Origin of the sequence: Pseudomonas sp. 91RF (assembly GCF_003576265.1) — a bacterium.
In the GTDB taxonomy this organism is placed as follows: Bacteria; Pseudomonadota; Gammaproteobacteria; order Pseudomonadales; family Pseudomonadaceae; genus Aquipseudomonas; species Aquipseudomonas kribbensis.
The window spans coordinates 12,246-31,147 of the sequence record NZ_QWFC01000030.1; the positions used below are offsets into that span (position 1 = coordinate 12,246).

General features: G+C 60.4%; 15 protein-coding genes. 7 read left to right on the top strand and 8 right to left on the bottom strand.

Translation table 11 applies throughout. The annotated features are described in order from the left end of the window. Nucleotides 1-16: 16 nt before the first annotated feature. The 4 genes from nirB to cobA are packed head-to-tail and all read left to right on the top strand — an operon-like array spanning nucleotide 17 to nucleotide 6,279. A complete protein-coding gene (nirB, locus tag DXT77_RS16265) occupies nucleotides 17-2,485 on the top strand; it encodes a nitrite reductase large subunit NirB (protein WP_119428403.1) in 2,469 nt (822 codons plus the stop codon). Then, nucleotides 2,482-2,799: a nitrite reductase small subunit NirD gene (nirD, locus tag DXT77_RS16270; RefSeq protein ID WP_064586764.1), complete on the top strand. Its 318-nt coding sequence runs from the start codon at nucleotides 2,482-2,484 to the stop codon at nucleotides 2,797-2,799. Before nirB ends, nirD begins: the two co-directional genes overlap by 4 nt. Further along, nucleotides 2,799-5,513: a nitrate reductase gene (locus DXT77_RS16275; RefSeq protein WP_119428404.1), complete on the top strand. Its 2,715-nt coding sequence runs from the start codon at nucleotides 2,799-2,801 to the stop codon at nucleotides 5,511-5,513. Before nirD ends, DXT77_RS16275 begins: the two co-directional genes overlap by 1 nt. 13 nt (nucleotides 5,514-5,526) lie before the next feature. Continuing rightward, nucleotides 5,527-6,279 carry a uroporphyrinogen-III C-methyltransferase gene (gene cobA, locus DXT77_RS16280; RefSeq protein WP_119428405.1) on the top strand — a complete coding sequence of 251 codons (753 nt, stop codon included), beginning with the start codon at nucleotides 5,527-5,529 and terminating at the stop codon, nucleotides 6,277-6,279. Nucleotides 6,280-6,353: 74 nt separating this feature from the next. On the opposite strand, the gene DXT77_RS16285 is transcribed toward cobA, so the two are convergent. The 8 genes from DXT77_RS16285 to ppsA all read right to left on the bottom strand — a co-directional run bounded on the left by DXT77_RS16285 (nucleotide 6,354) and on the right by ppsA (nucleotide 14,529). Then, the gene (locus DXT77_RS16285; protein ID WP_085711904.1) at nucleotides 6,354-7,403 is read right to left on the bottom strand and encodes an OmpA family protein; all 1,050 of its coding nucleotides are present in this window, start codon (nucleotides 7,401-7,403) and stop codon (nucleotides 6,354-6,356) included. Nucleotides 7,404-7,510: 107 nt separating this feature from the next. After that, nucleotides 7,511-8,101 (bottom strand): RNA polymerase sigma factor SigX, encoded by a 591-nt coding sequence (sigX, locus tag DXT77_RS16290; RefSeq protein WP_011333251.1) that lies wholly within the window; start codon nucleotides 8,099-8,101, stop codon nucleotides 7,511-7,513. Between the two features lie 90 nt (nucleotides 8,102-8,191). Further along, nucleotides 8,192-9,016 carry a mechanosensitive ion channel domain-containing protein gene (locus DXT77_RS16295; RefSeq protein ID WP_065259736.1) on the bottom strand — a complete coding sequence of 275 codons (825 nt, stop codon included), beginning with the start codon at nucleotides 9,014-9,016 and terminating at the stop codon, nucleotides 8,192-8,194. Between the two features lie 2 nt (nucleotides 9,017-9,018). Further along, a complete protein-coding gene (locus DXT77_RS16300; RefSeq protein ID WP_119428406.1) occupies nucleotides 9,019-9,267 on the bottom strand; it encodes a CrfX protein in 249 nt (82 codons plus the stop codon). A 63-nt stretch (nucleotides 9,268-9,330) separates the two neighbouring features. Next, complete coding sequence (locus DXT77_RS16305; protein WP_119428407.1) at nucleotides 9,331-10,326, bottom strand: zinc transporter ZntB; 996 nt, start codon at nucleotides 10,324-10,326, stop codon at nucleotides 9,331-9,333. Between the two features lie 24 nt (nucleotides 10,327-10,350). Then, complete coding sequence (gene rraA / locus DXT77_RS16310; RefSeq protein WP_085711902.1) at nucleotides 10,351-10,842, bottom strand: ribonuclease E activity regulator RraA; 492 nt, start codon at nucleotides 10,840-10,842, stop codon at nucleotides 10,351-10,353. A gap of 226 nt (nucleotides 10,843-11,068) precedes the next feature. Beyond that, the gene (locus DXT77_RS16315) at nucleotides 11,069-12,058 is read right to left on the bottom strand and encodes an alpha/beta fold hydrolase (protein ID WP_119428408.1); all 990 of its coding nucleotides are present in this window, start codon (nucleotides 12,056-12,058) and stop codon (nucleotides 11,069-11,071) included. A gap of 98 nt (nucleotides 12,059-12,156) precedes the next feature. Continuing rightward, the gene (gene ppsA, locus DXT77_RS16320; protein WP_085711900.1) at nucleotides 12,157-14,529 is read right to left on the bottom strand and encodes a phosphoenolpyruvate synthase; all 2,373 of its coding nucleotides are present in this window, start codon (nucleotides 14,527-14,529) and stop codon (nucleotides 12,157-12,159) included. Between the two features lie 174 nt (nucleotides 14,530-14,703). On the opposite strand from ppsA, the gene DXT77_RS16325 reads away from it, so the two are divergent. The 3 genes from DXT77_RS16325 to DXT77_RS16335 all read left to right on the top strand — a co-directional run bounded on the left by DXT77_RS16325 (nucleotide 14,704) and on the right by DXT77_RS16335 (nucleotide 18,901). After that, entirely contained in the window at nucleotides 14,704-15,522 is an 819-nt protein-coding gene (locus DXT77_RS16325) for a pyruvate, water dikinase regulatory protein (RefSeq protein WP_085711899.1), read from the top strand. Between the two features lie 296 nt (nucleotides 15,523-15,818). Then, entirely contained in the window at nucleotides 15,819-17,564 is a 1,746-nt protein-coding gene (locus DXT77_RS16330) for an ABC transporter permease subunit (RefSeq protein ID WP_119428409.1), read from the top strand. 14 nt (nucleotides 17,565-17,578) lie between these two features. After that, nucleotides 17,579-18,901, top strand: coding sequence for an AAA-associated domain-containing protein (locus DXT77_RS16335; protein WP_119428410.1), 1,323 nt, complete (start codon nucleotides 17,579-17,581; stop codon nucleotides 18,899-18,901). Nucleotide 18,902 lies beyond the last annotated feature (1 nt).

The following is an 18,902-nucleotide window of genomic DNA, read 5'->3' on the forward strand; positions in this document are numbered from 1 at the left end:
CTCCCCGGAGAACCTGATGAAAAAACTCAAACTGGTGATGATCGGCAATGGCATGGCCGGGGTCCGTACTCTGGAAGAACTGCTCAAGCTGAGCAACGAGCTGTACGAGATCACGGTCTTCGGCGCCGAACCCCACACCAACTACAACCGCATCCTGCTGTCACCGGTGCTGGCCGGCGAACAGACCTTCGAAGAGATCGTGCTCAACGACCTCGACTGGTACCTGGAAAACGGCATCAAATTACTGCTCAACCGCAAAGTGGTGGAGATCGACCGGGTCAGGCGCCGGGTGATCGCCGAGGACGGCACCGAGGCCGAGTACGATCGCCTGCTGATCGCCACCGGCTCGACCCCGTTCATCCTGCCGATCCCCGGCAACACCTTGCAGGGCGTGATCGGTTACCGCGACATCGCCGACACCCAGGCGATGATCGACACCGCCAGGACCCACAAGCACGCCGTGGTGATCGGCGGCGGCCTGCTCGGCCTCGAAGCAGCCAACGGCCTGATGCTGCGCGGCATGCACGTCACCGTGGTGCACCTCGGTGAATGGCTGCTGGAACGGCAACTGGACAAGACCAGCGGCCAGCTCCTGCAAACCGCCCTCGAATCCCGTGGCCTGCACTTTCGTCTGTGCGAACAGACCCAGGCCCTGCACGACGCCGGCAACGGCCGGGTCGGCTCGGTGCAATTCAAGAACGGCGACATCATCCCTGCCGACCTGGTAGTGATGGCTGCCGGCATTCGCCCCAACACCGAACTGGCAGAAAAGGCCGGCATCCCGTGCAATCGCGGGATTCTGGTCAACGATACCCTGCAGACCTACGACCCGCGCATCTACGCCATCGGTGAATGCGCCAGCCACCGCGGCATCGCCTACGGTCTGGTCGCGCCGTTGTTCGAACAGGCCAAGGTCTGCGCCAACCACCTGGCGCAACTGGGTTTTGCCCGTTATCAGGGCTCGGTGACGTCAACCAAATTGAAGGTCACCGGCATCGACCTGTTTTCCGCCGGCGACTTCATGGGCGGCGAAGGCACCGAGACCATCACCCTCTCCGACCCGATCGGCGGGGTGTACAAAAAACTGGTGATCAAGGATGACGTTTTGGTCGGCGCCTGTCTGTACGGCGATACGGCAGATGGCGGTTGGTATTTCCGGCAGATTCGTGAGAATCACGACATTCGGCAGATCCGCGATCACCTCATGTTCGGCGGCTCTTCTTCTATGGAGCATGCCCTCGGCGATGTAGGACATCAGGGCCAGGACAAAGCCATGAGCATGGCCGACAACGCCGAAGTCTGCGGCTGCAACGGCGTGTGCAAGGGCACCATCGTCAAGGCGATTCAGGAACACGGTCTGTTCAGCGTCGACGAAGTGAAGAAACACACCAAGGCCGCCAGCTCCTGCGGCTCCTGCGCCGGGCTGGTCGAGCAGATCCTGATCAACACCGTTGGCGGTGCAGCCGACGTCAAACCGAAAAGCGAAAAAGCCATCTGCGGTTGCAGCGACCTCAACCACGGCCAGATCCGCCAGGCCATTCGCGAGCAGCACCTGCTGACCATCGCCGGCACCATGAGCTACCTCAACTGGCGCACCCCGAACGGCTGCGCCACCTGCCGCCCGGCCCTCAACTACTACCTGATTTCCACCTGGCCCGGTGAGGCCAAGGACGATCCGCAGTCGCGGCTGATCAACGAACGGGCCCACGCCAACATTCAAAAGGACGGCACCTACTCGGTGGTGCCGAGGATGTGGGGCGGCGTGACCAACCCGTCGGAACTGCGACGGATCGCCGACGTGGCGGACAAATACCAGGTGCCGATGGTCAAGGTCACCGGCGGCCAGCGCATCGACCTGCTGGGGATCAAGAAGCAGGACCTGCCCGGCGTGTGGAAAGACCTCGACATGCCGTCCGGCCATGCCTACGGCAAGTCGATCCGCACCGTCAAAACCTGCGTCGGCAGCGAGTTCTGCCGCTTCGGCACGCAGAATTCGACCCAGTTGGGCATCGAACTCGAACACGACCTGTTCAACATGTGGTCGCCGCACAAAGTGAAGCTGGCGGTCTCCGGATGCCCACGCAACTGCTCGGAAGCGGGGATCAAGGACGTAGGAATCATCGGCGTCGATTCCGGTTGGGAGATGTACATCGGTGGCAACGGCGGGATAAAGACCGAAGTCGCCGAGTTCTTCGTCAAGCTCAAGACCGCCGAAGAAGTGCGCGAATACAACGGCGCCTTCCTGCAGCTATACCGCGAAGAAGCCTTCTACCTCGAACGCACCGTGCACTACCTGCAACGGGTCGGCATGGAGCACATCAAGAAAGCCGTGCTGGAAGATCCCGAGCGCCGCAAGGCCCTCAACGAGCGCCTGCAATTCTCCCTGTCGTTCGAACAGGACCCGTGGAAAGAACGCCTCGCCCAGCCGCAACTGAAAAAAGAGTTCGACGTGATTCCCGTGAAAAACCTGGAGGTGCCGGCATGAACTGGCTCGATATCTGCGCCCTGGAAGAGATCAACGCCCTCGGTTCGCGGATCATCGCCGGGCCCAAAGGTGACATCGCGATCTTTCGCACAAGCGACGACGAAGTTTTCGCACTCGATGACCGCTGCCCACACAAGGGCGGTCCGCTGTCACAAGGCCTGATCTACGGCAAACGTGTCGCCTGCCCGCTGCACAACTGGCAGATCGACCTGCAATCCGGCGAAGCCCAGGCCCCGGATATCGGCTGCGCCCACCATCACCCCGCCCGGGTCGAAAATGGCCGTGTGCAACTGGCCCTGCGGGACGCCGTCTGATGAACCGCCAGACGACCGCCTCGACCTGCTGCTACTGCGGGGTCGGCTGCGGCGTGCTGATCGAGCATGACGGCGAGCGCATCCTCGGCGTCAGCGGCGATCCGGCGCACCCGGCCAACTTCGGCAAATTGTGCAGCAAAGGCTCGACCCTGCACCTGACCGGCGATCTGGCGGCGCGGGCGCTGTACCCGGAATTGCGCCTGGGCAAAGGTCTTGCGCGTAGTCGCTGCGACTGGGACACCGCGCTGGAACATGCCGCCAATGTATTCGCCGCCACCATCGCCAAACACGGCCCGGACAGCGTGGCGTTCTACATCTCCGGACAGTTGCTGACCGAGGACTACTACGCCTTCAACAAGCTGGCGCGGGCGCTGGTCGGCACCAACAACATCGACAGCAATTCGCGGCTTTGCATGTCCTCAGCGGTGGTCGGCTACAAGCGCAGCCTCGGCGCCGACGCACCACCGTGCAGCTACGAGGACCTGGAGCTGAGCGACTGCGTGATGATCGTCGGCAGTAACATGGCCTACGCCCACCCGGTACTGTTTCGTCGTCTCGAAGAGGCGAAATCCCGCCGCCCGCAGATGAAAGTCATCGTCATCGATCCACGGCGCACCGACACCTGCGATCTCGCTGACCTGCATCTGGCGATTCTGCCGGGCACCGATGTCGCTTTGTTCCATGGAATTTTGCATCTGTTGTTGTGGGAAGACTGGATCGACCGCGACTTCATCAAGGCGCACACCGAAGGCCTCGCCGAGCTGAAAAGCCTGGTGCGCGATTACACGCCGGCCATGGTTTCGCAGTTGTGCGGGATCAGTGTCGAGCAGTTGCAGCAATGCGCCGAGTGGATCGGCACCGCGCCGAGCTTTCTATCGCTGTGGTGCATGGGCTTGAACCAGTCCACCGCCGGCAGCGCGAAGAACAGCGCCCTGATCAACCTGCACCTGGCCACCGGGCAAATCGGCCGGCCCGGCGCAGGACCTTTCTCCCTGACCGGTCAGCCGAATGCCATGGGCGGGCGGGAAACCGGCAGCCTCTCCAACCTGTTGCCCGGTCATCGTGAGGCTGCCAATCCGGAGCACCGCGCAGAAGTGGCAGCGTATTGGGGCGTGGATTCGCTGCCGGAAAACACCGGTCTCAGCGCCATCGAACTGTTTGAACAGGCGCGCAACGGCAAGATCAAGGCGTTGTGGATTGCCTGCACCAACCCGGCGCAATCGATGCCGGACCAGAATACTGTGCGGGCCGCGCTCGAGGCGTGTCCGTTCGTGGTGTTGCAGGAGGCGTTTCGCACCACCGAAACCGCAGCGTTTGCCGACCTGCTGTTGCCGGCGGCCAGTTGGGGTGAGAAGGAAGGCTCGGTGACCAACTCCGAGCGGCGCATTTCCCACGTCCGCAAAGCCATTGCCGCACCGGGTGAAGCGCGACCGGACTGGGCGATAACGGTGGATTTCGCACAACGCCTGGAGAAACGTCTGCGCCCGCAACAGCCGGGCCTGTTTGCGTTTGATCGCCCCGCGCAGTTGTTCGATGAATTCAAGGCACTGACCCGTGGCCGCGATCTGGACTTGTCTGGCATCAGCCACGAGTTGATCGATGAAATTGGTCCGCAGCAATGGCCGTTTCCTCAGGGCGCCCGGCAAGGTACGTCACGGCTGTACTGCGACGGCATATTTCCTACGGCCAGTGGTCGCGCGCAGTTCGTTGCCGATCCTTATCGTGCTGCCAGGGAGCAACGGGACGCGCGCTTTCCGTTGACACTGATCACCGGTCGCCTGCGTGATCAATGGCACGGTATGAGCCGCACCGGCACAGCGGCGCAGTTGTTCGGGCATGTCAGTGAAGCCGTGCTGAGTCTGCACCCGGACGAATTGCGCCGGCACCGTTTGCAGCCGGGGGATCTGGTGAATCTGAAGAGCCGCCGGGGAGCGGTGATCGTAGCGGTCGCCAGCGATGACAGTGTGCGTCCGGGCCAGGCCTTTCTGCCGATGCACTGGGGTGATCGCTTTCTCAAGGGCGGCGTGAATTGCCTGACCCTGCCCGCTTTTGATCCCTTGTCGAAACAACCGGAACTCAAGCACAGCGGTGTACGCCTGGAGCCGGTGAATCTGCCCTGGCAGCTTTTCGCACTGATCGAGGGCGATGTTCAACGGCACTTCGAGGCGCTTCGACCGCTGTGTGAGGCGTTTTCCTACGTCAGCCTCAGCCTTGTCGGTCGCGAGCGTCCGGCGTTGCTGATACGCGCTGCCAGCGTCGCCGCGCCCGATCCGCAATTGCTGCGCGAAATCGACCAGTGCCTGGCCCTGATCGAGGGCCCGGTACTGGCCTATGACGATCCGCGCCGGGCCATCGGCAAACGGGTACGCATCGAGAGCGGGCGAATCACGGCGATCCGCCTCGCTGGCGAGACCCTCGCCCAACATTGGCTGCAAGGCCTCTGGCTGGAGGGTCGCGCGGACGAACAACTGCGGCGCTGGCTGCTGGCGCCGATGAGTGCGCCTCCGGGCAATGCCGGCGTGCAAAGCGTTGCCGACAAGACCTTGTGCAATTGCAGGAACGTCAGCCACGGCGCGGTCTGCGCCGGGATTCGTGAAGGTCTGGATTTGCAGGGTTTGAAAAACACACTGGGCTGCGGCACGCAATGCGGTTCCTGCGTCCCGGAAATCAAGCGTTTGCTGGCCGCCGAAGTACGGCCGGTCGCCGTTATCTGAAGAGGAAAACACCATGAACGCAAAAGTCTGGCTGGTGGGCGCAGGTCCTGGCGACCCTGAATTGCTGACGCTCAAAGCCGTGCGTGCCCTGCACGAAGCGGATGTGGTGCTGATCGACGATCTGGTCAATGACGCAGTGCTGGAGCACTGCCCTGGCGCGCGGATCATACCGGTCGGCAAGCGCGGCGGCTGCCGCTCGACGCCTCAGGCATTCATTCATCGGCTGATGCTGCGTTATGCGCGTCAGGGCAAATGCGTGGTTCGCCTCAAGGGCGGCGATCCCTGCATCTTCGGCCGTGGCGGCGAGGAAGCGCAGTGGCTGCGTGAACATGGGGTTGAAGTGGAACTGGTCAACGGCATCACTGCCGGGCTGGCCGGGGCAACGCAGTGCGATATTCCACTGACTTTGCGCGGCGTGGCGCGGGGTGTGACGCTGGTCACCGCACACACGCAGGACGACAGCCAGTTGAACTGGCAGGCCCTGGCACAAAGCGGTACGACGCTGGTGATCTACATGGGCGTAGCCAAACTCAGCGAGATTCGTGAGCAATTGCTGGCAGGCGGGATGGCGATGGAGACGCCGGTGGCGATGATCGAGAACGCATCCCTGCCGCAGCAGCGGGAATGCCGGAGCGATCTGACGGGGATGGAGGAAGCGGCCTGCAGCTTCCAGCTCAAGAGTCCGGCCATTCTGGTGATTGGTGCGGTGGCAGCCTCTGCGGCTCAGTCCGGATTGCTCGCCTGGACAGCCGATCAGTCAGCCTGAGCATCTGGTCTCACCATATCGCAGACAAAGAAAAGCCCGGCATAAGCCGGGCTTTTCTCAAAGCAGCGAGCTAATTACTTAGCTTGAGCTTCAACCTGAGCTTCTACGCGACGGTTAACGGCGCGGCCAGCTTCGGTTTTGTTGTCAGCAACTGGACGGGTTTCGCCGTAGCCAATCGACTGAACGCGGGACGATTCAACACCGTACTGGTTAACCAGAACTTGCTTAACGGCGTTTGCACGACGCTCGGACAGTTTCTGGTTGTAAGCGTCAGGACCGACGGAGTCAGTGTGACCTTCAACAGTGGTGTGAGTCGATGGGTACTGCTTCATGAAGTCAGCCAGGTTCTTGATGTCAGCGTAGCTGTTTGGCTTGACGACCGACTTGTCGAAGTCGAACTTCACGTCCAGCTCTACACGAACAACTTCAGCAACTGCCGGGCAGCCATCAGCGTCAACAGTTACGTTGGCCGGGGTGTTCGGGCACTTGTCAACGTTGTCGCAAACGCCATCGTTGTCGCTGTCGGAGCAGACTTCAGCCGGTGCTGGAACTGGAGCAGCAGCAGGCTTGTTGCCGCCACCGAAGTTCACGCCCAGACCGATTACTGGAGCGTAGTTCCAGCGACCGTTGTCCAGTTTGTAGTCAGCGTCTACACCAGCACGGGCGTAGAAGTTTTCAGCGAAGTAGTACTTAACGCCAGCGCCAGCGTTCAGGTAGGTCGACTGGTCGCGACCGGTGTGGCCGTCAGCGGCTACGTTGGTCAGGCTGCCGTGCTTCACACCGCCAGCAACGTAAGGACGCAGAGCGTCACCAGCGTTGTTGAAGTGGTACTGAGCGATCAGGCCGAAGTTGTCGCCATCCAGCTTCTGGCTGCCAGTGCCGTCGTTCGAACGGGTGTGGTTGTTCTTGTCGTAGGTGAAGTTCAACGACACGTCGTCGGTCAAGAAGTAACCGATAGAGGCGCCTGGGTTGAAGCCGTCTTCGACATGGTTAACGCTGTCGTTGTACTGCTTCTTGTAGAACAGTTCGCCTTCAACTGCGCCTTGGCCTTGTGCCAGTGCGCCGAACGAAGTAGCGGCAATCAAAGAACCAATGGCCAAGCCCAAGGTGTTTTTCAGTTTCATCCGTTAAATCCCCATCTGGTGATTGTGAAGCAGTCCCGCAAACCGGGGGACAACTCGGCGGCAAGTCTATCAGAACTTGCCTACACGTAAGAGATATTTGCGCCGAACTAAGTTTCAGCAATGCCTGCAAATTTCTCACGCAATTTATCTAGAGCACGTTTGTACCGCATTTTTGTAGCACTCAAACCCATGTGCATGATGTCTGCGATCTCCTGAAATTCCAGCTCTGCGACAAAACGTAGCACCAGAATTTCACGGTCAATCGGGTTCACATACACCAGCCAGCGATCAAGTCCGCCCTTCTCCTCGGGTTTCGGCGCCTTTTCTTCGGACGCTTCCTCGAGGGGGTCAAGACTCAGTGCGTCCATCAAGCGACGCTTTCGCCGTTCCTTCCGATACTGCGTGATGCATTCGTTGTAAGTGATGCTATATAGCCATGTCTTGAACTTCGATTTCCCCTCGAAGTTCTTCAGGCCGTACAGCACCTTCAGCATCACTTCCTGACAGACATCGTCTGCGTCGCGATCGTTCCCAAGATACCGCGCACAAACGTTAAATAGTGTTCGCTGGTAACGCCGCATCAGTTCTTCATAGGCGCGCGTCACGTGAAACAGCTCGGTATGCGAGCGCGCGACCAACTCCTCGTCAGAGAGCTCGCGGGGGTCGTAGCGCGTGGATAGCGTTTGGGCTTTATTCAAAACAAGTCGTGCCGACAGTCAGGTCAATGTCCACCGCAGCCAGCGTTAGCTGGCATTTTGCGGCGGCATACATTAGCAGGGTTTGCCGGATTAGCGGCTACTCACATGCTGTTCCAGCAGGATCCGATTGGAGAGAGAGACTAGCTCACCCTCATCGGTCAGCAATGTGGTCTTAACCGTGCCGATCTCTTCGATCTGGCCTTCGACCTCGCCAACACGCACTTGTTGCCCAACCTGATACAACTCACGCACATAGATTCCCGCAAGAATCTGACCGGCAATTTCCCGGCTTCCCAAACCCATGGCCAGCGCAACCGCCAGACCAACGGTAATCAATACGATGACGATCACATGGTTCAGCAGGTCGGTCTTGACCTCGAGCTGACTGATCGCGACCGAGATACTGATGATGATCACCAGGCCCTGGGCAATACGCCCAAGTCCTGAAGCGTAGTCCAGTCCTACGCCTTCTGCCGCACCGCGCACCAGACCGTTGGCCAGTTGCGCCAGCAATACACCCACCAGCAGCACCAGTGCAGCACCGAAAACTTTCGGCACATACAGCGCCAACATGTCCAGCGTAGCTGAAACCCGCTCAAGTCCAAGAGATTCTGCCGCAGAAACCAGGAAAATCAGCAGAACGAACCAGTAGACTATTTTTCCGATCAGGGTCGAGATCGGCACTTGCAGTCCCGCACGGGACATCAATTTGGTCAGGCCGGTGCCGCCCATCAGGCGGTCGAGGCCGAGTTTGGCGAGCAACTTGGACAGCAAGGTGTCCAGCAACTTGGCCACGACGAAGCCCAACAGCAGCACCACCAGTGCGCCGAACAGGTTCGGGATGAAATTAGCGACTTTGGTCCACAACGCAGTCATTGCCGTGACGAGGCTCTGAGTCCAGAGATCAAGTTCCATATTCAATCAGCCTTATCAGCAGTGCGAGCGTTAGGTTTACGAAGACGGGAAACCGGCGCGACATGAGCCGAGCCGTTGTTCAGGGCGATCATCAGCGCGGGCAGCCAGCGGCCCAGCAGGCTGAACAGATCACCAGCGCCGACCTGGCGGTTGGCGGTTTTGAGTACGCGGCCCAGGCAGGCATCGTCGTCGCGGACGGACGGCGAGGCGTTGAGCATGTCGCGCAAAGACTGTTCAAACGGATCGTGCATACGCACCTCTCGTGATGTCTGTGAAAGACGCGGGCAGATCTGGTCGGGTCACATGATGCATCGTCATACCCAGCGCAATCGGCGGAACAACCACCATTGTCCGAGGGCCACCAGAACCATCAGCAGGCATGCCACCAGGAAGCCGTAAGGGTTTCCGGAAAGCGGAATTCCGCCGACATTGATCCCCAGCAGGCCAGTGAGAAAACTCATCGGCAGGAAGATCCCGGTGATGATCCCGAAACGGTACATCGTGCGATTCATGCGCACGCTCAAACGCCGGTCTTCGGTGTCCAGCACAAGCCCCACGCGCTCTCGGGTCAATTCGAGCTCTTCGAGATAGCGGGTCAGGCTGTTGTTCAATTCGTTCCAGTAGTCCGCGTCGTCATCGACGAACCATGGCAGTTTTATCCGGGTCAGCTGTCCGAAAATATCCCGCTGCGGTGCGAGAAAACGCTTCAGTCCGGCCGCCCGGCGACGGATGTGCAAAACCGCCCCATGCTCAGGGGTATACCGTTCGTCGGCATCCAGCTTTTCTTCCTCATCATCGACCACTTCCGAGAGGCAAGTGACCAGATCCTGCACCTTGTTGGTGAGGTATTGCGCCAGATAAAGAATGAGTTCGGACGAGGTTTTCGGGCCCTTGCCCTCCCCGAGCATCACCAACAGTTCATCGGTGGCGCGCAAGGGGCGCAGACGCAGGGAAATCACACGCTGGGCCGACGCGAAAATCCGTACCGAGACCATGTCTTCCGGCTCGGCACCGGGATTGAGGTTGACCCCGCGCAAAAACAGCAGCAATTCGGAATCGGGCAACGGCAGCAGCCGTGGACGCGTGTTCTCTTCCAGCAGCAGATCGCAGGTGAATTCGTTGAGTCCACTGGACTTGCGCAGCCAGGTCTGGGTCTGCGGGTGACTGCGATCCCAATGCAGCCACAGGCTTTCATGGGCCTGCAGCTGCAGATCGTCGAGTTCAGTCCGGGCTATCGAACGCGCACCGCCTTTACCGTCCAGCACCAGGGCATGCACCAGCCCCCATTGCGCGTTTTCTTCCTCGAACATCCTCACCCCGGTAGTTGCCGCGATTTATTCAGGCATTTTCAGCGGACTCGGCGAGATGATCACGCCGTTGTTGTCCGCATAAATGTATTGGCCCGGATGAAAGGTGACGCCCGCGAAAGTCACCGGCACGTTGAGGTCGCCGATACCGCGTTTGTCGGTCTTCATCGGGTGGCTGGCCAGCGCCTGCACGCCGAGATCGGTCTGGGCGATGACATCCACGTCACGGATGCAACCGTAGATCACCAGCCCTTCCCAACCGTTTTTCGAGGCCTTGTCGGCCAGCATGTCGCCCAGCAACGCACGCCGCAAGGAACCGCCGCCATCGACCACCAGCACCTTGCCGTTGCCCTTGAGTTCGACCTGTTCCTTGACCAGCGAGTTGTCTTCGAAGCATTTGATGGTCACGATTTCGCCGCCGAAGGAATCACGGCCGCCGAAATTGCTGAACATCGGTTCCAGCACCTGCACCAGCTCCGGATAGGCGTCGCACAGGTCAGGCGTAAGGTAATGGTTCATCGAATAACTCCTGTAACAAGGAAGACGATCAAGGATGTCGCACTCTTTTGAAACGAGATCCGGCGGTCGCTGTTTACCTTAGTTCATGCAATGGTCGCTGAGCGAACCTGAACACAAGCTGAAACGTAATAGCGAAACAGTCACCAAATGTGACCGGAACCGTCCAATGCGTCATATCTTAGCCGCAAGACGACTTGAACGAAATGCCCTTTTCAGAGCCTTGCGCTCATCCTGCCGCCGCCAGATCCACCTTTTCGCCGACCAATGGCGTGTGCTGGTCAGTCAACCAGCGCGACACCAGCGGCCAGACTTCAGCCTGGGCAGCCTTGCTCACCAGCATCTCGACATGGCCGAAATTGTCGCTGAAGCCCTGCTCGCGCCCCAGATTGATGAATTGCTTGTGCTCGGAGCCGATCTGCTCGAACAACTTGCGGCAGGCCCACGCCGGATCCTGATGATCACCGGCCGCCGTCACCGCCAACACCGGCACCTGAACATCGGCAAGCCCCGCCCACCAATCCTTGTCCTTGTCGCCGAAACGCCCGAACAGGCCGTACCAGCGCATGCTTTCCAGCGCGAGACCGATCGGCTCGTCTTCCGGGCCACGCTTGAGCCGTGAACCGGACAACTGGGCAAAACGCTTGAGAATGAAGCGCCCGCTCCACTCCACCGGCGGAATTTTCAGCGGCCAGTACGTGCGGCTGACCTGCGTGCCGAAAAACGCCGCCGACGCCACGGCCGGTTCGCCGAGGTATTCGCCGCCCAGCGCTGCCGCGAGCGTAATGCCGCCCAGCGAATGACCGATCCAGTGCGGGATCTGCCCGCTCTGTTCACGCACGAACGCGGCGATGGCCGGCAGATCGTAACGGGCGTAGTCGGCGACGCGGTTGCGGCGGTAGTCCTCGTTACGCTGGGACATGCCGTGGCCACGCATTTCCGGGATCCACACGTCGAAGCCCAGACGCGTCAGATGCGCACCCAGACCCAGGCCTTTCGGAGAGAACCAGAAACGTCGGTTGGAGAAGCTGCCATGCAGCAGGATCACCGGCACACCGCGTGTCGCCGGCTCATCGGCCATGCCGAGACGGGTCACCGCGATTTCCACGGACCAGTCGGGGCTGTTGCCCGGTTTCAAACGGTAGATGTCTTCGCTCAGATCACCGCGGCGTTCGGCGCTGATCAGAGCGACAGGAAAAAGGTTGCTGCTGCTTTGCATAATGCTCTTGCACAAAAAAGGGCGGCATCCGGAGAGCTCGCCCTGTTTCAATCTTAAAGCCCCGACCCGGTTCAGCAGGCCAGGGCTTCATTCACGACTTATTCCGCCTGACCTTCGGCCAGGAAGAACCAGGTTTCCAGCACGGTGTCCGGGTTCAGGGACACGCTTTCGATGCCCTGTTCCATCAGCCACTTGGCCAGGTCCGGGTGGTCCGAAGGACCCTGACCACAGATACCGATGTACTTGCCGGCCTTGTTGCACGCGGCAATGGCGTTGGCCAACAGCTTCTTGACCGCCGGATTACGCTCGTCGAACAGGTGCGCGATGATCCCGGAGTCACGGTCCAGGCCCAGTGTCAGCTGGGTCAGGTCGTTGGAACCGATCGAGAAACCGTCGAAGAATTCGAGGAATTCTTCAGCCAGGATCGCGTTGGACGGCAGTTCGCACATCATGATCACACGCAGGCCATTGTCGCCGCGCTTCAAGCCGTTTTCTGCCAGCAGATCGACCACCTGGCTGGCTTCGCCCAGGGTACGGACGAACGGCACCATGATTTCGACGTTGGTCAGGCCCATCTCGTTGCGCACGCGTTTCAGCGCGCGGCATTCGAGTTCGAAGCAGTCACGGAACGATTCGCTGATGTAACGCGAAGCGCCACGGAAGCCCAGCATCGGGTTTTCTTCTTCCGGCTCGTACAGTTTGCCGCCGATCAGGTTGGCGTATTCGTTGGACTTGAAGTCCGACAGACGCACGATGACTTTCTTCGGTGCGAATGCAGCCGCCAGGGTGCTGATGCCTTCAACCAGTTTCTCGACATAGAAGCCGACCGGATCGTCGTAACCGGCGATGCGCTTGTCGACGCTTTCCTTGATGTCCTGCGGCAGGCCGTCGTAGTTCAACAGCGCTTTCGGGTGCACGCCGATCATGCGGTTGATGATGAATTCCAGACGGGCCAAGCCCACACCGGCGTTCGGCAACTGCGCGAAGTCAAAGGCGCGGTCCGGGTTGCCGACGTTCATCATGATCTTGAACGGCAGCTCCGGCATCGCGTCCACGGAGTTCTTCTTGATGTCGAAGCCCAGTTCACCTTCGAAGATGTAACCGGTGTCGCCTTCGGCGCAGGACACGGTCACGCCCTGGCCATCCTTCAGCAGTTGGGTGGCGTTGCCGCAACCGACAACAGCAGGAATACCCAGCTCACGGGCGATGATCGCCGCGTGGCAGGTACGACCGCCACGGTTGGTGACGATGGCGCTGGCGCGCTTCATCACCGGTTCCCAGTCCGGGTCGGTCATGTCGGAGACCAGCACGTCGCCCGGCTGCACTTTGTCCATTTCCGACACGTCGCGGATGATCCGCACCTTGCCCGCGCCGATGCGCTGGCCGATGGCACGACCTTCCACCAGCACGGTGCCGGTTTCCTTCAGCAGGTAACGTTCCATGACGTTGGCCTGGGTACGGCTCTTCACGGTTTCCGGACGGGCCTGCACGATGTACAGCTTGCCGTCGTCACCGTCCTTGGCCCATTCGATGTCCATCGGGCAGCCGTAGTGCTTCTCGATGATCATCGCCTGCTTGGCCAGTTCGCTGACTTCGGCGTCGGTCAGGCAGAAACGCGCGCGGTCGGCCTTGTCGACATCGACGGTCTTCACGGAACGACCGGCCTTGGCCTCGTCGCCGTAGATCATCTTGATGGCCTTGCTGCCCAGGTTGCGACGCAGGATCGCCGGACGACCGGCCTCCAGCGTGCCCTTGTGGACATAGAATTCGTCCGGGTTCACCGCGCCTTGTACGACGGTTTCGCCCAGGCCGTAGGCGCCGGTGATGAACACCACGTCACGGAAGCCGGATTCGGTATCGAGGGTGAACATCACGCCGGCGGTGCCGGTTTCCGAACGCACCATGCGCTGCACGCCGGCAGACAGGGCGACCAGTTTGTGGTCGAAGCCCTGGTGCACGCGGTAGGAAATGGCACGGTCGTTGAACAGGGAAGCAAACACTTCCTTGGCTGCGCGGATGACGTTTTCCACGCCACGGATGTTCAGGAAGGTTTCCTGCTGACCGGCGAACGAAGCGTCCGGCAGGTCTTCGGCGGTGGCGGAGGAACGCACGGCCACGGCCACATCGGGATTGCCGGCCGACAGCGCGGCGAACGCGGTGCGGATCTCGGTGTTCAGTTTTTCAGGGAATTCGGCTTCCATGATCCATTGGCGGATCTGGGCGCCAGTCTTGGCCAGCGCGTTGACGTCATCGACGTCCAGGGCGTCGAGAGCCTTGTGGATCTGGTCGTTGAGGCCGCTCAGCTCGAGAAAGTCGCGATAGGCCTGCGCGGTGGTGGCGAAACCGCCGGGGACCGACACACCGGCACCGGCCAGGTTGCTGATCATCTCGCCCAGGGATGCGTTCTTGCCCCCCACATGCTCAACATCGTGTTTGCCGAGCTTATCGAGGGAAACTACGTACTCTACCAAGGTGATCTCTCCACTAACTGTGTTGGAAAAGCTCAGAAACCGGCGGCTCGGGGGAGCATCGGCCGGTTGTATGGCCTGGACCTGGAAAATAAGTGAGAATGCGGGCCATCGGCGGCCGACAAATCGCGCCTATCATATCCAGAAATACTCATTAGCTTAAGGCCCAAGGTGCAAATGAAACGATCTGCTTTCTTTATCTCCGATGGCACCGGCATTACTGCCGAAACCCTGGGTCAAAGCCTTCTGGCGCAGTTCGAAAACATTACCTTCACCAAACTCACGCGGCCCTACATCGACAACGCGGACAAAGCGCGGGCCATGGTACAACAAATCAACAAAGCCGCTGAAACCGATGGTTTCCGGCCGATTATCTTCGACACCATCGTCAATCAGGACATCCGTGAGATTCTCGCAACCTCCAATGGTTTCATGATCGACATTTTCTCGACGTTCCTCGCCCCGCTCGAACAGGAACTGACCGAGCATTCTTCCTACACCGTCGGCAAATCCCACTCGATCGGCCACAACTCCAACTACATGGAGCGGATCGAGGCAGTGAACTTCGCGCTCGACAACGACGACGGCGCGCGCACCCACTATTACGACAAGGCCGACCTGATACTAGTGGGCGTGTCGCGTTGTGGTAAGACGCCGACGTGTCTGTACATGGCGATGCAATTCGGCATCCGCGCGGCCAACTACCCGCTGACCGAAGACGACATGGAACGCCTGCAACTGCCGGCTGCCCTGCGCGCCCATCAGCACAAGCTGTTCGGCCTGACCATCGACCCGGACCGCCTCACCGCGATCCGCAACGAACGCAAACCCAACAGCCGCTATTCGAGCTACGCCCAGTGCGAATTCGAAGTGCGCGAAGTGGAGAACCTGTTCCGCCGTGAAAACATCCCGCACATCAACTCCACGCATTTTTCCGTGGAAGAGATTTCGGCGAAGATCCTGGTGGAAAAAGGCGTGGAACGGCGGTTCAAGTAACCCCGCCCCGGCCAACCTGTCCGCAGGCTGAATGAAGTATCACTAGCCCGCCCCCGGGCCGTGTTTTTTACGCCTCTGTAACATTCCGAAATATACAATCCGCGCAAGTTGCGTATCCGGCCGCAAACCGGGTGCGCCAACCCTCTCGGCCCGCTGAATTCAACGGGCCCGCAGCATCCAGCCTCCCCATTGAAGTCAAGGAATGAGCGTCCGTTCATTCCCGGGTGCGCCGTGCAGTCTGAAGCTACGCTCAGACTGCCGCGACTCCATTCAGAGCACTGCAGGAATCACTGCTTATGAATAAAGTGTTCCGTCACTACATACCGGCCTCGACCCGACGCCTGCTGCCCAATCGCTGGGACTTGATCGCCATGCCGCTGGTGATCGGTTTCCTGCTTTTTTTCTCCATCGGCGCCCGGGAAACCTGGGCCCCGATCGGCACGCTGCAAAGTGAAGTGGTCTCGCTCGACCCCGCCAACCTGCCGGAATACGCCATGCGCACCACTTTGCGCATGCTCGCGGCGATGGTCGCGGCACTGGTGTTCACCCTGCTCTACGGCACGCTGGCCGCGAAAAGCCGCCGCGCCGAAAAACTGCTGGTGCCGGTGCTGGACATCCTGCAATCGGTGCCGGTGCTGGGTTACATCTCCTTCACCGTAACCTTCTTTCTGTTGCTGTTTCCCGGCCGGGTTCTGGGGGCGGAATTCGCCGCGATTTTTGCCATTTTCACCAGTCAGGCCTGGAACATGACGTTCAGCTTCTATCAGTCGCTGCGCATGCTGCCGGGGGATCTGGTGGAGGTCTCGACCAACCTGCAACTGTCCGGCTGGCAGAAATTCTGGAAGCTCGACGTGCCCTTCGCGATGCCCGGACTGGTCTGGAACATGATGATGAGCATGTCCGGTGGCTGGTTCTTCGTGGTGGCCTCCGAAGCGATCACCGTCGGCGACCAGACCATCACCTTGCCAGGGATCGGCTCGTTCCTGGCCCTGGCCATCGCGCAAAAAGACATGCACGCCGTGGGCTACGTCATCCTGACGATGATCGTGGTCATCCTGATCTATGACCAGTTCCTGTTTCGCCCGCTGGTGGCCTGGGCCGACAAGTTCCGCATGGAAAACACCGCCTCGCAGACCGCTGCGCCGGAGTCCTGGGTACTGAATCTGATCCAGCGCACCCGGATGATCCAGCGCATTCTGCGCCCCATCAGCCGCGCCATCAGCCGTCTCGGCAACATGCGCCTGAACCTGCCACGCACGGCGCGCAAGGTCATGACCTCGGAAAGCCCCGCCACCACCAAGGCCATCGACTGGATCTGGGGCTCGTTTATCGCACTGCTGACTGCTTATGCGCTGTACCACATCGTGCTGTATGTCGGCACGGAAGTGACATTCGCCGAAGTCGGGCATGTGTTGCTGCTGGGGCTGTACACCCTGTTGCGGGTCGCCGGGTTGATCTTTATCGCCTCGCTGATCTGGGTGCCGCTGGGCGTAATGATCGGGCTGCGTCCGGCCCTGGCGGAAAAGATCCAGCCGCTGGCGCAGTTTCTCGCGGCGTTCCCGGCGAACCTGCTGTTCCCGGTGTTTGTCATCGTGATCCTGCGTTACCAGTTGAACCCGGATATCTGGCTAAGCCCGCTGATCGTGCTCGGGACGCAGTGGTACATCCTGTTCAACGTGATCGCCGGGGCCAGCGCCTTCCCCAATGACTTCAAGGAAGCCGCCGCCAACTTCCGCATTCGCGGCTGGCTGTGGTGGCGCAAGGTCATGCTGCCGGGAATCTTCCCGTACTACGTGACCGGCGCCATCACCGCTTCGGGCGGCGCGTGGAACGCCAGCATCGTTTCCGAATTCGTTTCCTGGGGGCAGGACAAGGTCGTCGCCCATGGCCTCGGCGCCTATATCGCGCAAACCACGGCCGCCGGCGACTTCCCGAAAATCACCCTCGGCGTGGTGGTCATGGCGTTTTTTGTCGTGGCCTTCAATCGCCTGGTCTGGCGGCCGATGTACGCCATGGCCGAAAACAAACTTCGCCTGAACTGACGGGATTCGATGTGATGAATACCTATACCGAACACACTGGCGCCACACCCGAAATCTACTCGCTCACCGACGTGAACCGGGTGTTCGGCAAGGGCAAGGACGAGCTGCAAGTGCTCAGCGGGGTCAACCTGGCCCTGCACGAAGGCGAGATTGTCGGCATGCTTGGACGCTCCGGCTCGGGCAAGTCGACCCTGCTGCGGATCATCGCGGGGCTGATCGAGCCGTCGTCGGGCGAGGTCCTGTACAACGGCAAGCCGCTGGACGGCCCGGCCGAAGGCGTGGCCATGGTGTTCCAGACCTTTGCCCTGTTCCCGTGGCTGACCGTGCTGGAAAACGTCGAGGCCGGCCTGCAAGCCTTGCAGGTCGAACGCAACGAAGCCCGCAAGCGTGCGCTGGCGGCCATCGACCTGATCGGCCTGGACGGTTTCGAAAACGCTTACCCTCGCGAACTGTCCGGCGGCATGCGCCAGCGCGTGGGTTTCGCTCGCGGGCTGGTGGTCAACCCGACGCTGCTGTTGATGGACGAACCTTTCTCGGCGCTGGACGTGCTGACCGCCGAAACCCTGAGAAACGATCTGCTGGACCTGTGGAGCGGCAAGCAACTGCCGATCAAATCGATCCTGATCGTCACCCACAACATCGAAGAAGCGGTGCTGATGTGCGACCGCATTATGGTGCTGTCGTCCAACCCGGGGCGGCTGGTGGCGGAAATCAAGGTGCCCTTCGCCCATCCGCGCAATCGTCTGGACCCGTCGTTCCGGCAGATGGTCGATGACATCTACGCGCAGATGACCGACCGCCGCAGCGCCGATGCCAGCACCGGCAAACCCGAACTGAAAATCAGCAGCCCGCTGCAGGAAGTCTCCACCAACCTCATGGCGGGCCTGATCGAAACCCTGGCGGCCGAGCCCTACAACGGCCACGCCGGCCTGCCCACCGTGGCCGAGCGTCGTTTGCTGGAAGTGGACGACCTGTTCCCGGTGGCCGAGATGCTCGAATACCTGGGCTTCGCCGAACTCAAGGGCGCGGACATCACCCTGACCGAAGCCGGCAAACTGTTCGCCGACTATGGCACCCAGGAGCGCAAGACCCTGTTTGCCGAACACCTGATCCGCTACATACCGCTGGCCGCGCGGATCCGCCAGGTATTGCTGGAGCGCAACGGCCACCGGGCGCCACGGGTGCGTTTCGAGCAGGAACTGGAAGACTCGCTGACCGAAGCCTTCGTCGAGAAAAACCTGGAAATCGTGATCGCCTGGGGCCGTTACGCCGAGATTTTCTCCTACGACGACCACACCGAAACGTTCAGCCTGGAAGATGTCGAGGGCAGCGTGTAGC